Below are 13764 nucleotides of genomic sequence, written 5' to 3' on the forward strand. Positions count from 1 at the left end.
GACATTTTCTGTTCAACATATTTTTGCTTTTATCCCAAACTGAAGCTAAACATATTCGGCAGGTCTTCTTAACAGGATAAAAGGATTACCTGCTATGATATTATAGCCTGAATATTGACTAAGAGCGATCAAACTTGCATTAATCCACTCAGGATGATCATCAGTCCATAAAGGATGGCGTAAAATTAGAATTTGTTTGCGTTGATTTACAAAACCAATTAAAGAGCCAAATTGCAGGGGTGAATCATCATATTTTAATGCCTTAAGAGTGGCAGGAATTGGTGCGTTATGATCTTGTATCAAACGACTCCAAGGGTTAGGTTGATTACCCCAAGGTGTTTGTAAATCGGTAATAGCATTTGCATCACTCACCAATCGAGCCATATCTAAGGCTAACTTCCAATCTAAAACAGGATGGTAGGGTAAATTACGATAATCTTGCAAACAGAGATTACAGGAAGTGTCACATTCATTAGCGTGTCTGGACTCTAACCATTTATTAGCAAGACTATTAACAAGATTAACGTCAGCTTGAGCTAATAAACGTTGAAATTCTTGTGGTTGTGCCAGAAAACGACAATATCCTGCCCCATTTTCCAATTGATCTGATAAAAACCCTTGTCCGATGATATTTCCTGCCGAATCCTGAATAGTACGCATACCTGCTTGTAATTCTTGCGGATCAATATCTAATAATGCTGCCGCCCCTACTTGTAACCAAAAAGCAAAAGAATACCATGCCGCCCTTCCTTCGATAGTCGTAGGTGATGCAGATATACCCGTTTGCCATTGATTAATCGTCACTAACAAAACATCTGTTTTTCGTTTCGATAATAAAGCAATGCGATAACAGTTACCCGAAGCATTAACTGGACTATCATCATCAGTCAGAATAGAATAAACTCCTTGTCTTTGCTGTCCATAAATTCTTACTTGGGTATAAAAATCAAAACCACCTTGCCCACCATTATCATTAATAGAAAGAATTTGATCGTTAAAAGACAATACAGAAGCATTGGTGTTAGCTATTGCCGTACCGTTATTATTTCCCTGTACTTGATTAGGATTGACACTGAGAGAAGGACGAGTTGATCGAGGTGTCCACTCAAATTGTCCGTCATAATCTTGAGGATTGAGATCTGTTAGAAAGCCTTTCGGTTCTCTAGCATCAAGATAACGCATTTCATTTGCTCCACAAACAGGACATTGAGTTATAGGTGGTTCTAATCCTCCTTGAGGTGGTTGATTCAAGATATTTTGAGGGAAAACAACCGCCTGACAATTACGACATAAGCCGATGGATTCATTTCCTTGAGTTAAATCAGGATATAAACCTGCTTGAGTACCAACTTGATTACCTTGAGGAATAAACTGCACCACCCCACAGGCATTATGAACTTCTTTATCTTTTACTGTTTGGGAATTAGGGGCAAATTGACTTAAAGCAATGTCGAGATTGCGATCGACTGTTCCTGTGTCAGGAGGCCACTCATGTCCACTTGTGGGTAATTTAGTATATAGTAACCGCACCCTTGTGGGAAAACCAAACATCGGTAACAAACCTGCATTGGCTAATCTTTCACTAATTTGCTCTTGAGTATAAGATTGATCATTAACTACTTCATCAATTTCCGAAACTAAATTATGACGTAAATAATCTAATAGTTCTTTGTCACTAGCATTAGTTAAGTCAGTTTCTAATCTTAAAGCGTCAATAACTTCTAATATGGCTGATTCGTTATTAGTATCGTCTAGCCAATTTTGTATTTGTGAACTGTAATGCTCCCAATCTGTTACTTTACCAAATTCACCATGAACACTATCTGTACCACTATCAGTTAATCCTACCTGATTAGCCTGTAAACTTAGTCTCGCCCAAGGAAATGCTTGTCGTAAAACCTCTTTAATTAAGACTCTACGGAAAATTTCATAACTTCGCATATCGACATAGGGTGCAGGAGGTGGATCTCCTGTCATACTTTCAAGGCGTTGAAAATAAAAATCATCATGATTACGTCCTCGACAAAAAGTAACCGCTAAAGATACTCCAGCCGATCGCCTTCCTGCCCTTCCCACTCTTTGCTGATAATTAAAGCGACGAGGGGGCATATTTGCCATCATTACGGCTAACAAAGAACCAATATCAACCCCTGCTTCCATAGTATTAGTTACGCTCAATAAATCAATACCTTGTACACGGGCAATTTCATCATTAATGAATATATCTTGAAACCATCTTTGTCTTTTCAGGCGATCGCCCTTATCCGTTTGCCCTGTCAATTCGGCGGCATTCATACGAAAAGCTGTACCTGCATCCTCAGATAGATAATTGTAATAATCAAAATCGCTAGTAGTTTGACTAGGAGTTAATACTTGAATGGGAGCATTTTGACTTTGAGTGCTATTACAAACTGGACAAATTCCTGCGGCAGGGTGAAGATAAAAAGCATTACATTGATTGCATCTATATCCTTGACGCTGACCATTATTATTAACAGGTGGAGGAGGTACAAGATAAAGTTTTTCAGGATTAAGCACTATTCCATCTACACTAGGATAACTTACTTGAGATAACTGCAATTGTTCTTGTACATCTTGAATAGATAAATTGGCACATTCTATATAGCGTTTAGCGTATCCTCGTAAATTACTATCATTGCCGGAAATAAAACTACTGCTACTAAAATTGTGTTTTTTTCTAATACCCAATTCTCGAATCACAGCATCAACTGCTTGAATTAGTGTAGGGTTGGGATTACCTTGAGGTTGATAACTAACCCATCCTTGTCCTAAACTCTCAAAAGTTTTTGCAATATGGAGAAACAGTGCATACATTAATTCTTCCGTAAGTCTTGTTTCCATGTGTAGAATATGGCGATTTTGTTCTTCACTTACGGGATAAATGGGAATTACATTCTCTCCTGTCCAGTTATAACAGTTAAACCACAAATATTCTTCTCTACCTCTACCCTGTCCAACATAGTATTTCAAGACATCTCGATTAGAACCCCCCGGACAAATACCATACTTCAATAAATCATCTCTAACTTTTTTAACTAAATCCTGCAATGCTACTCTATTTGGATAACGTTGCAGTAAACCAATCCATTCTTGATGAGCTTGAGGATTAATGGGAGGTGAACCGATAACCCAAGATAATGCTTCGGTTGCTAAAGTAGAATTTACACTTGCAAATTGATTACGTCGGATCTGATCATCTGCTTGTGGATTTTGACTGACATCTGTATATAATTGAGGATTTAGACTTTGTAATATATTCAAACTGTTAGGATTAAAAGCACAAGTAACACGGAGAAAAGCCACTAAATCTTTCCAATAATCATTAAAAGATTGAATTAGAATAGATCGTGCCATGTCTCGATAGTGATCTCGCTCCATACCAGCCGATAACTTAGCGGCATCCTGACGACTATCAGAAAATATAACTAATTTACGAGACGATCGTTGATTTTGGGAAAGTTTATCTGGTACACCTTCTAAATCAGCTTGATCTGGTGTTAATATTTCCACATTCCTACGACCAATTTGACGAGTAGTTTTGTAACCGCCTAAAAATACTTCGCCACAAACTTCACAAATAATTAAATCTAAAACACGAGAACCACAGGAACAACTTAAACGGTGAGTAGAATGAATTGCACCAATAGAAGGGGGATTAGGATTATTTTGTCGAGCATTTACATCCACATTATGATCTGTACAATGAGGATTAGTACAAGCCCAAAGATTTTGTAAATTATGGAAGAACAAATGACCTCTAACGGGGAGGGGCGATCGCCCGTTGCTCAACTTGGACATGGATAATGCCAGTAGTAAACCCCTTAAAGCGTCAGAAACAAAACCATTTCGATTGGCATTAGGAAATAGCTGATGATCTAAATCCATTAAATGATGGTCATTATTTTTAACTTTTGCCGCTCTTACTGTGGGGGTTTTACTGAATTGTAATTGGCGATCAATTTCTACACAAGCATCCTTAACTGCATTAGGTACACCGATTTTATCCAAAGCCGAACCCAGAGTTTCTTTTACATCCAGTGTTGACGGTGGAAAGCCAAGACTGCTCGTTAAGGTAAGCATTGCCTGACGTATTTCTGAACCCTTTTGAGTGCCACTATCAGGATCATCAGGTTGTGTCATCGGTTTAAAAGGATCTGGTTGCACCGCTTGAGCAAAATTCGCAAAAGCATTAGCATAGGTTGATACAGACAATCTAGCACCTGTTTGGGGCATTTCCTGAGTACCCGTAATAAACTCAAAGTTATCCCTACCGAAAAACTCTCTTAAAAATTTTCTACCCTCATCAGAATCATCTAAACTCGCTGTAGTAGTTAAAATTCTTAACTGAGGAGAATCGGCAGTTAAACCTAAACGAGAATAAAGTAACCTTAAAATATAAGCAACTTCAGTACCGGTGTACCTCGATAAGCGTGTAATTCGTCAATTATTAAGAAAAATTGATTTTCACTATCACTTGCTAACCATTCACGAGTCTGATCAAAAATACTATTTTCAATTTCTCGCATCATCATAATATTGAGCATGGAATAGTTAGTAATGAGAATATCTGGAGGTGTATCCTGCATATCCCACCGTGACCACATTTCCCCACCATCTAGCCGAGGAAAATATTATAGTAAATCAGGGTCATTAATTTGTTGTATTTGTCTCCATTCTTCTTCTCTGTCTTGTAATTCTTTTCTCAATCTTCTTAAACTGTTGTCATTTTGAACTCCAGATACAGCCGTTTGCCCTGTATAACGTCCAAAAGTAACACGATTTTTACCTCTATTCGTATCTAACCAATTATGAATTTGAGGAGCTTCTATGGCTTGTCGTAAGCGTCTGAGTTGGTCTTCAACTAAAGCATTCAAAGGGTACAAAATTAAGGCTCTGAGAGCTTTTGGACGTGGTGTATGTCCCCGTTGTTACGACTATATCTTTATTTTGATTAATGACAGCATCTAAACTTTGCCATTGATGTTGATAAAGTTGGATATTACTATCAAAAATTGTTTGTCCTAAATGAGCTAAATCTTGATATTGTGAAAGTAATTGATTCGCCGCATCTTTTAAAGTTTTACCTGATGACGGATAAGTCGGTACAGGTTCAATTAACGGTGGTTGACTTAAGATACCGGGTTGTTGCAAGATGCGATCGCGCTCCCTTGCTAAACTTTGATACCTGAGAGGAAAAGCACTTTTAATATATAGCTGATAAATTTTTTCCAGTCTTTGATAAGCACCAATTACATCATACATTCTCTTTTTTCCTCCCAATTAAGATCAAGTTTATTTGCTAATGTTTGTAATAAATTTAGGCTAATATTTTCGTAAATTAACCAAATATTTTTATCTTCAGTTTTTTGATAACTAGGTAATATTCCACTTGCTAACACCAAACTTCGTTCGTATAATTGAGACAATCTTTGAGTATAAGGTATTGCTAATCGTTTACTTATTTCATCATATTTAATTACTATTTCTTGCTGGATTGCCTTCATTGCTAAAAATCTTAATCCACACCAATCCCCTTGTTTAAAACATTGAGTATCTGCATCATAAAAAACTGTACGAATGGGCTTTTGAGATGATAAATCAAGATTATCCCCAGAATTTTTTATTGTTCCTTGAAACATTTGATACATTCCTGTTTTTTGCGGAGTTAAACACTCTACAAAAATGTTACCATCAAATTGTCTCCACTTATACAAACTTGTTACAATACCTTGCAAAGAACTTAAATTTTCATACCATTCTTGCCAATGAGGTAAAGCATCAGCCAATTTTCGACTTACTAAATCTGCTTGATATATTTGCAAATAATAATTATTTTTGATTTGTTCAATAATTTCTTGTAGCTGAATATCATTATCAGGGATAAACTTAATACAACTAGGTGCATTTTTTTGTGGTTGTTCTATTATCTTAACTGTACCAAATTTTTCTAAATTATTAATTAACTTACCGTTTTGTTGTCCACATAAAATAAATTCTTTTTCTTCTGTATTTGATTCTATTTGAACTAAGGTAGGACTATTTACTACTATTTTCTGTCCATCCGCCGATGTCTCTAAATGTCCTAATAGTTTTAATTTTCGCAAATTTCTGGCAGGATTATCTAACTGTAATATTTGACAAGTTTTTCTAAATAATTGCCAACTACTACTTCCGACAACAGATAACCAATATAATAATTTTTGATAATTTTTACTATTATTATCAGTGGATAAATTATCACTAATATTATCAACTTCAAAAGGATTGTCATTGACTAAATTTTCTTTCGATTTAGTTTCATAGGGTATGGGATTTGTATAATCAAGAACATCATAAGTTTTTCCTGCTACCATATCTTTGATCTGTTCATGAGTAAAAATAGATAAACCTTTACTTTTAAAAGCATTACGCTTAAAGTATTTCAATACTAATAATTTTTCCTGAAATTCTTGATACATTCTTTCAGATTGCGTATCATTGCCTTTTTCAATTGCCACAAAAAAGTAAAACTCAGGTTTTTTTCGTTTACCTATTTTGGTTTTGTCCTTTTTTTCCACCCGTAACAGGGGGATTAATTTAGTTAAATCATATTCATTAACTTTTTGAGAAATAATCTCTATTACCTCTGAAGGTTTACTTTGATAACAAAACCCTAAATAAATCCTTTCCTTCTTGTTTTTACTGTTAAAAATTTGATTACTATTTTGCTTTCTATTTGCAATAATATTGTTCATATTTTTTTTATTTTACAATAATATAAATTATAAACTAATCAAGAATCATTGGTAAGACATTAAATGAATATAAAATAATATATTTATTATTAATAAACTAATCTGAAAAACCCTAAACTTATAGCTAATTATTAAATTAATAGTTGCTTGTATTAATATTTAGTAATCCTCCCATTTTCATCAGTAATAGGTAATAAATTTATCAAGAGAATAATCATTTCCTACCTGTTCAATTTGGGTATTATTTATTGTTGATACCTCTAATTCATCCCAATCCTTTAAAGACAAAAAAGTTTCTGCAAACTCTTCATGAGAACTAGCTTTAATTAGGTAATTACCAGATTTATTCAAGTTTAAAGAAAAAGTTTCATTAGTTGATTGACTTTCTATTTGCTTAATAGCTTTACCTTCTTGCAAATCAAAAACTTCAACATTTACTTTTGGATAAAAACCATAAACAATTACATTAGGTTCATAACCATTTAACCAACATTTTTGATGACGAATACACAGACCATTTTGTAAACTAATTGATAATTTAGTTCTAGGTTGTAAAGCGTTTTTAAGTTCTAAATTTTGTGAAAAAATCGCCTCCCATGCCTGAGATAAAATTTGACAACCAAAAATTTCAATCCAATTGTAATCTTCCCCAAAAGGATAAAATAAACCATCATCTTCCCATTTTAATAATTGTTCATTTTGAAGTAATTCTAAATCAGAAAGTAAATCTTTTTTACAAACAATAATAAATTGTTGTCCTAATTCTGGAGTTCCCCAACTTGCGTAAATACCCGATTCTGGTTCATCTGGATCTGGAACTAATATCCAAAAATCTCTAGCAGGAAAAATAAGTTTTTCTAACTCATATTCAGAAGTAATTGTTAATCTTAATCCATTATCTAAATGTTCATTATTTATTGGATTTCCAATAGGTAAAAACCAGCCCTGCCTATCTTTTCTAAGTTCTTGTTTGTTGTTTTGATAATTTATTTGTAAAAAATCTAATTCTCGTCCTCTTTGTTGCTTTAGATATAAATAGTATTTAACTTCACCTAAAAAAAGATCTTCAGTTCTATATATTCCTGCAAATAGATTCTTACACCAATTCCTATTAATAATTCTTTTTATTGTTTAGGATATTTTATAAATTTTTGTGGACCAGTTCCCTTGTATGCCGTCGGTTGAAATCCCTGTTTTAACAACCATCTATTCCATTCTAGCCATAATATTTCTTCCGACTGAGAACCAAACCTCATGCCATTTGGTCGCCCTTCTCCCGATAAACCTAGTAAACTTTTTAAACGAGTAAAATAGTCTTTTTCAGAAATTTCTTCTTGATCATCTTCTGACATTTGAAATGCGGCAAGAACAGATAAAGATAGAAAAGCGAGACATTTAGGTTTTCCTTGCGGATTCAATCCCTGTATATTCTTCAGATTAACTTTTTCGTCTTCAATAATAGTATCAATGACAGAACACCTAAAATGATCTAAAGTATTAATATCATGATCTAAATGAAGAAAGTTTTTTCCGATAAAGTCAATTAAATCTTCATCAATAGTTAGATAAATTGTACTACCTTGTGGAATTCCAGTGAGAAAATAAGAAATTAAACTTTCATTCCAAGAAAGATAATTATGAATGTTCACAGCAATTATGTATTATGATCACAATAACTACATTGTAGTTGAATAATTAAAAAAGCAGAGCTATTTTAAGAAAAGTAAACGGGAATCACGCATTTTTCAAAATTTTCATTTTCAGCCAACTTAAACTTTTTTGAGTGGGAACTTACAGTTGTGTCCTGAAAGTGGAACTAATGATTTTCTCTACTCTTTCCAAACAATTATTCCTCAATCCTGCTATTTGCATAATTTTCCATGCTTTTACTTCCTCTCCTCGTTGTTCTAAAACTGCGATCGCCCATCTTATTCTTCGATCCTGAAACATCTCCACTGACTCGACAGTTTGTTGTAGATAAGTTTTTGTTAGAGGTAATTTATCTAATGTATGCTCTAAAAGTGCTTTTAATACCGTCATAAAACCCACTTTTCTCAAGGTAACTCTTTCTGGTTTATCCTTTTGCAAAATTTCTTGAACTGCTTTTTCTACCTGCATTTTTACTTCCCGATCTCTATTTTTCCCAATCCACTCTTTTATTCACTGACACAGACGGTTTTTGTAAAGAGGGTGAATTGTTATTTAACCAGATGCGATCGCACCTATACAATCTAGCATATAAGGCAGGAGATAAATTTCTCAGTTCAGTCTTTGTTGCGTGAGGATACTGTTTTTGTAAGTTTAACCAGTCTTGTCTATTTTGCGCCTTATTATCAACCTCTTTAGCTTAATTGGCGAGAAGCCTCACGCCTAATTTTCGACTAAAAAAATACATCAAATAGGCGTGGGATGAATCGCCCAACAAAAAAAATATCCGAAGGATTCCACATTTCCTCGAATTTGTGTTAACATAAATTATATCAAACCTCGTTTGCTCTAACTTAATGTTAAAAGTCATTAAAATCAGAATTTATCCAGATTCATCTCAAAAACTAGCACTGGCAAAAGCCTTTGGTAGTTGTAGATGGCTTTGGAATCATTTTTTGAATTTAATGAATGAGACTTATAAACAGACAGGTAAAGGTTTATCAGGTTACGATGTTAAGAAGTTAATCCCTGAGCTAAAAAAACAGGAGGAAACTTCTTGGTTGTCTGAAACTTACTCTCAGTGCTTACAACAGGTTTGTTTAAATCTTGGAGTAGCCTTTAATAATTTCTTTGAAAAAAGAGCAAAGTATCCTAATTTTAAAAGCAAACATGGTAAGCAGTCTTTACAATACCCTAGTAATGTCAGTATTAAAGGCGACTGTCTTAATGTTCCTAAAATTGGTTTGGTTTATGCAAAAATTCACCGTCCTATTGATGGAAAAATTAAAACCGTAACTATTACCAAGAATTGTTGTAATCAATATTATGCCTCTGTCTTGGTTGATGATGGTAAAGATAAACCAAAAGTAAGCTCTGAAGGTAAAGCTATAGGAATTGATTTAGGATTAAATCATTTTGCTATTACCAGTGATGGGAGTAAGTTTGATAACCCAAAAATATTAAAAAAACATGAAGTTAACTTAAAGAGAAAACAGCAACAATTATCCCGTAAACAAAAAGGGTCAAATAATCGAAATAAAGCAAGATTAAAAGTTGCTAAAGTACATAAAAAAATTACTAATTGCCGTGAGGATTTTCTACACAAACTATCTCGTAGGATAGTAAACGAAAACCAAGTTATAGTGCTAGAAGACCTCAATGTTAAAGGTATGATAAAAAATCATTGCCTAGCCAAAGCTATTCAACAGGTAGGTTGGGGGCAATTTTGTACCATGCTTAAATATAAAGCGGAACAAGAAGGAAAAACATATATGGAAGTAGATAGATTTTTCCCCAGTTCTAAAACTTGTCATGTATGCCTTAAGAGAGTAGATAGTTTGCCTTTGGACATAAGACATTGGGAATGTCCAAAATGTAAGACAAAGCATGACAGGGATATAAATGCGGCAATTAACATCCGAGATGAAGGACTACGAATATTAAAGACGGGGCTTACAAGGAGCGGAAATAAATTCCGCACACAGCCCCTCACCTCTGGAACGGGGGATAAAGCCTATTGCCCAGATGTAAGACGTGGTAGAGGAGGACGTAAGAAATCCACTACACCGCTATCTGTTGGATAGGAAGCCCACACCGTAATCTTCGATTCGGTGTTGGGTAGTTCACTATCATTGACTAGGGCAAACTTAGTTGTTTCTGATTGCCATGAAGCATCTAATCCCAACTTATCCACATAGCGAGCGATTAATCGTTCTTGTATTTACCTTTAATTCTCTAGCAACCGCCCTTAATCCTAAATTTTTATTCTCTACTCAATCTTGTAATTTTTGATGCCACTTATCTCCATAGGTGATGATTCGATTCGGTTTATAACTATCCGATTGATCTGATTCCGATAGAGTTCTACTGTAAACCATTCCGCAACTGCAAGTAAATGTTCCTAAAGGTTTCTTATTTTCTAAGCAGTGACTTAACTCAACTGAACATCATGGGCTAAGTTGAATAGTATGTTCTGATTTTACCGAGAGTATGGTGCGATCGAACCTTCAGGAATACAGTTGTTACAATTCGCTACTTGATAATGATCTTGATTTAATTCTTGAAAAAGTAGGGTGCTATTTTGTAATGGGATATTATGGTTTGGACAAACTAACACACAAGATAGTTGATGAATGCGATGCTAATAAAATTCCCCGTATTTTTCTTCATCCTCCTGTAAACATTGACTACAAAAACGGAAATATTGAGGTTGGGAGATATTACTTGCAGAAAGTCCGATACGGGTATGGATATTTCCTCCATAATTGGATTTCATTGATTCCTTGATTTGTGTCGCCCTTTCAGGAGGAATAAAAGGAGCATAAAAGTTATAGAGAGTGTTGTTTGCAATTAAATCATCCAATTTTATTATCTGTGGGATTAGTAATTATTTTCCATGAATTTTTGTACTAACCAATGGAAAACTTGATCGCACTCTATTATCTCAAAACATTAAAGAAAGGGGAAAATAATCCCTGAAATCTACCTTGTTTTTTTATGACTAAGTTAACATCAATAAAGTTAATAATCTAGCTATAAATATTGATAAATTACCGCTTCTTTTCTCTTAGCAATACCGTTAATTATTATTTGAGCTTCTTTAATTTTTGCCTCACATTTTTCAATTTCAAAGATGATTTCTTGTTGTTTTTCTTTGGGGGGAATAATAACTAAAATATTTTTGATTATTTCTTGCGACAAATTTTCTCTAGCGATACCATGTCTTAATCCTAAAATATCCTCATACATAAAATCTAACTGATATTTTAAAAATTTAGAGATAAATTCATCATTAGGAAAAATTCCACATATAGCTTGATTAGTTGATGCTTTGATTTTTAATACTGCACATTTACCAGCAGTTGCCCCATACATTGCTAATAAAACTGTTTCTTCGGGAAAAATTTTAGCATTGGAATTTTGTAAACCTAAATCTGTGATAAATTTCTCAGCATAATATATTTCACCTTTTGCAACTTCTCCACTATTGATCCAAGGAATTTTACCACCTTGATAATATAATGAATTTGATGATTTTGGAGTGCCTCCTGATGATGTTTCCGTTAAGTTACCAATCGTTATTTGGTAATCTTTATTATTAAATGTGTCAAGAGTTTGTTTCATTAAATTTTCAATCTTTTCTTTTTCACTTTTAATAATAGTTTCTGCTTTCTCAAATTCTTCATCAATAACTTGACAGGCTTTAACTATTTCCTCTTGAATTTCGAGGGGAGGTAAAGGGATTTTTATTTGTCTCAAATCATCTGTTGAAATAGCCTCAAAAGTTGCTCCTTTATAACCTTCAAAAAGAAATTGATGACTAACCAAATATTCAAAAAGATACTTTTTCAGTAATAAACTTTCATGTTGAATTGCCGCCAAACCTCTACCAATACATATTTTATCAAAAGGATTAAAATTGACATCTCCTAAAGGTGCGCGTACACTAATAAGTAAATCATCTTTATTAGCTTCTTTTGTAACTTGAGTTGTCCATACTGTAGGTTCATTCAAATAATTCCTTGAATATCATTACTGTTAATAGTGGTTAAATCCGCTAAAGAATATTTAGTTTTACCGATTTCATAAGCAGGTATATCATCCTCAAAAATTCCCTTAGTAGCGAAATCTTGATTATAAGTTTCTTTCCATGCTTGATAAATATCTTCTTTATCTAAAAGTTTAGCTTTTTCATAAGATAATGGTTCTTTCTCAGCTATTTCTTCTAAGAGTTTTTCATTATCTTTAAGGGTAATTAAATAATAGTTAAAAGTAATCTTTTCATCTACCAAATCAGAGGTATAAAGGGCAATAAATTGAGTGCTTCCTGCTTGTTTAGCATAGGAAAAAATTTGTCTACCATTAATTAATGTTTTTTTCCATTCATTATCAAATTCATTTCCTGCGGTTTTACACTCAATAATTAACAAAGATTTACCCGAATTATCTTTAACCATAATATCCGCCCTTCCACTACAGGAAATTCTTTTTTTAAAATATTCTCTTTTTCACTGGCTATAAATCCAAGATTAATTAATACTTGTTTAAGGTTATCTTTATCAATCACAAATTTATTAACTTTGTTTTTTAATATACGACTTCATTTAAAATTATATAACTTTATTGCTCTGTCAGAATAAAAATTAATTCTTCTGGTTGTAAAATAGTGATATTATCTTTAGGAAAATCTTTGATATTACGAGTGACGATCACATTAAGATTATTAATAATTGCTGAATAATATTGAATATCATCCTCAAAATCTTTATAACTATTATTGATAGCCTTAATAATAACTTCTTCTGTAATAGGATTAATTTTACATAAAGCACTTAACCGTTGTAAAAATTCAAAAGTCCAATATTTTCCCTTTTGTTTTCGGAGAATATAATAAATATCAGTAAACGTAGTTGCACTAATAAAAGCAGTGATTTTACCTTGTTCAATGAAAGTAAAAATTTCATCTGCTTCTTGATAAAAAGGCTTTCTAATTAATGCCAAATCAAGAATAATGTTAGTATCAATTAAAACTTTCATAGGTTATGTTTTTCTTTTAAATAACTCCATTTTTGCTCATCAACATCATAATTTTCATCGGTGGGATTTTGATTTTCTAATAAATCTCTAAAAGTTTGGTTTTTAAATTTAATCTTTGATTCTTTTTTCTCGTTATCTTGGATATTTATATTTTCAGATTTTAAGATAACAATTTCTACTTTACCCGGACTTAAATTAATCTTTTCTTTAATAATTAATTGTCCTTGATTATCAATCATCCCAATAACTTTTGTTGCTTCCATGATCACTTAATTTAAAATTATACAACTTTATTCCCTTATCACAGGGGCGATCGCACCGCCCA

The 13764-nt window shown here is 33.2% G+C and carries 15 protein-coding genes and 2 pseudogenes; 1 reads left to right on the top strand and 16 read right to left on the bottom strand.

Features of this window, described 5'->3' with window-relative positions; genetic code table 11:
* Positions 1-45 precede the first annotated feature (45 nt).
* The 9 genes and pseudogenes from CYAN10605_RS14385 to CYAN10605_RS19455 form a co-directional block, all read right to left on the bottom strand.
* Positions 46-4254 (bottom strand): helicase-related protein, encoded by a 4209-nt coding sequence (locus tag CYAN10605_RS14385; RefSeq protein ID WP_206536255.1) that lies wholly within the window; start codon positions 4252-4254, stop codon positions 46-48.
* 155 nt (positions 4255-4409) lie between these two features.
* Positions 4410-4625, bottom strand: a complete 216-nt coding sequence (locus CYAN10605_RS19035) for a DEAD/DEAH box helicase family protein (RefSeq protein WP_206536256.1) — start codon at positions 4623-4625, stop codon at positions 4410-4412.
* A gap of 27 nt (positions 4626-4652) precedes the next feature.
* Positions 4653-4895, bottom strand: a complete 243-nt coding sequence (locus CYAN10605_RS19040; RefSeq protein WP_206536257.1) for a hypothetical protein — start codon at positions 4893-4895, stop codon at positions 4653-4655.
* Positions 4879-5283, bottom strand: coding sequence for a hypothetical protein (locus tag CYAN10605_RS19045; protein WP_206536258.1), 405 nt, complete (start codon positions 5281-5283; stop codon positions 4879-4881). Before CYAN10605_RS19045 ends, CYAN10605_RS19040 begins: the two co-directional genes overlap by 17 nt.
* The gene (locus CYAN10605_RS14390) at positions 5271-6755 is read right to left on the bottom strand and encodes a hypothetical protein (protein ID WP_015220678.1); all 1485 of its coding nucleotides are present in this window, start codon (positions 6753-6755) and stop codon (positions 5271-5273) included. The genes CYAN10605_RS19045 and CYAN10605_RS14390 overlap by 13 nt, the downstream gene beginning before the upstream one ends.
* Positions 6756-6935: 180 nt before the next feature.
* The gene (locus CYAN10605_RS14395; RefSeq protein ID WP_041922535.1) at positions 6936-7172 is read right to left on the bottom strand and encodes a hypothetical protein; all 237 of its coding nucleotides are present in this window, start codon (positions 7170-7172) and stop codon (positions 6936-6938) included.
* Positions 7173-7879: 707 nt separating this feature from the next.
* Positions 7880-8404: a hypothetical protein gene (locus tag CYAN10605_RS14400; RefSeq protein ID WP_041922536.1), complete on the bottom strand. Its 525-nt coding sequence runs from the start codon at positions 8402-8404 to the stop codon at positions 7880-7882.
* Positions 8405-8546: 142 nt separating this feature from the next.
* Positions 8547-8915: a TnsD family Tn7-like transposition protein gene (locus tag CYAN10605_RS14405; RefSeq protein ID WP_306302781.1), complete on the bottom strand. Its 369-nt coding sequence runs from the start codon at positions 8913-8915 to the stop codon at positions 8547-8549.
* Positions 8890-9078: pseudogene (locus CYAN10605_RS19455) on the bottom strand (TnsD family Tn7-like transposition protein); the annotation flags it as partial. The gene CYAN10605_RS14405 and the pseudogene CYAN10605_RS19455, both read right to left, overlap by 26 nt.
* A gap of 181 nt (positions 9079-9259) precedes the next feature.
* On the opposite strand from CYAN10605_RS19455, the gene CYAN10605_RS14410 reads away from it, so the two are divergent.
* Positions 9260-10486 (top strand): RNA-guided endonuclease InsQ/TnpB family protein, encoded by a 1227-nt coding sequence (locus tag CYAN10605_RS14410; RefSeq protein ID WP_015218772.1) that lies wholly within the window; start codon positions 9260-9262, stop codon positions 10484-10486.
* A gap of 189 nt (positions 10487-10675) precedes the next feature.
* On the opposite strand, the pseudogene CYAN10605_RS19460 reads toward CYAN10605_RS14410, so the two are convergent.
* The 7 genes and pseudogenes from CYAN10605_RS19460 to CYAN10605_RS14435 all read right to left on the bottom strand — a co-directional run.
* Positions 10676-10828 (bottom strand): annotated as a pseudogene (locus CYAN10605_RS19460) (TnsD family Tn7-like transposition protein); the annotation flags it as partial.
* Between the two features lie 53 nt (positions 10829-10881).
* Positions 10882-11019 carry a hypothetical protein gene (locus CYAN10605_RS18915; protein ID WP_155084690.1) on the bottom strand — a complete coding sequence of 46 codons (138 nt, stop codon included), beginning with the start codon at positions 11017-11019 and terminating at the stop codon, positions 10882-10884.
* A gap of 24 nt (positions 11020-11043) precedes the next feature.
* Positions 11044-11265, bottom strand: coding sequence for a TniQ family protein (locus CYAN10605_RS14415; protein ID WP_041922538.1), 222 nt, complete (start codon positions 11263-11265; stop codon positions 11044-11046).
* A 170-nt stretch (positions 11266-11435) separates the two neighbouring features.
* Positions 11436-12416: a restriction endonuclease subunit S gene (locus CYAN10605_RS17945; protein WP_015220679.1), complete on the bottom strand. Its 981-nt coding sequence runs from the start codon at positions 12414-12416 to the stop codon at positions 11436-11438.
* Complete coding sequence (locus CYAN10605_RS14425) at positions 12413-12859, bottom strand: hypothetical protein (RefSeq protein ID WP_041922539.1); 447 nt, start codon at positions 12857-12859, stop codon at positions 12413-12415. Before CYAN10605_RS14425 ends, CYAN10605_RS17945 begins: the two co-directional genes overlap by 4 nt.
* A gap of 163 nt (positions 12860-13022) precedes the next feature.
* Positions 13023-13439 (bottom strand): type II toxin-antitoxin system VapC family toxin, encoded by a 417-nt coding sequence (locus tag CYAN10605_RS14430; RefSeq protein WP_015220680.1) that lies wholly within the window; start codon positions 13437-13439, stop codon positions 13023-13025.
* Entirely contained in the window at positions 13436-13702 is a 267-nt protein-coding gene (locus CYAN10605_RS14435; protein WP_015220681.1) for a hypothetical protein, read from the bottom strand. The genes CYAN10605_RS14430 and CYAN10605_RS14435 overlap by 4 nt, the downstream gene beginning before the upstream one ends.
* Positions 13703-13764: the final 62 nt, after the last annotated feature.

The organism is Cyanobacterium aponinum PCC 10605, from assembly GCF_000317675.1.
GTDB lineage: Bacteria > Cyanobacteriota > Cyanobacteriia > Cyanobacteriales > Cyanobacteriaceae > PCC-10605.

Coding starts and splice junctions, on each gene's coding strand:
- CYAN10605_RS14390 (WP_015220678.1), bottom strand. CDS start 6,755: ATGAACAATATTATTGCAAATAGAAAGCAAAATAGTAATCAAATTTTT.
- CYAN10605_RS14385 (WP_206536255.1), bottom strand. CDS start 4,254: ATGCCCCAAACAGGTGCTAGATTGTCTGTATCAACCTATGCTAATGCT.
- CYAN10605_RS19035 (WP_206536256.1), bottom strand. CDS start 4,625: ATGTGGTCACGGTGGGATATGCAGGATACACCTCCAGATATTCTCATT.
- CYAN10605_RS14435 (WP_015220681.1), bottom strand. CDS start 13,702: ATGGAAGCAACAAAAGTTATTGGGATGATTGATAATCAAGGACAATTA.
- CYAN10605_RS14430 (WP_015220680.1), bottom strand. CDS start 13,439: ATGAAAGTTTTAATTGATACTAACATTATTCTTGATTTGGCATTAATT.
- CYAN10605_RS19045 (WP_206536258.1), bottom strand. CDS start 5,283: ATGTATGATGTAATTGGTGCTTATCAAAGACTGGAAAAAATTTATCAG.
- CYAN10605_RS14410 (WP_015218772.1), top strand. CDS start 9,260: ATGTTAAAAGTCATTAAAATCAGAATTTATCCAGATTCATCTCAAAAA.
- CYAN10605_RS14425 (WP_041922539.1), bottom strand. CDS start 12,859: ATGGTTAAAGATAATTCGGGTAAATCTTTGTTAATTATTGAGTGTAAA.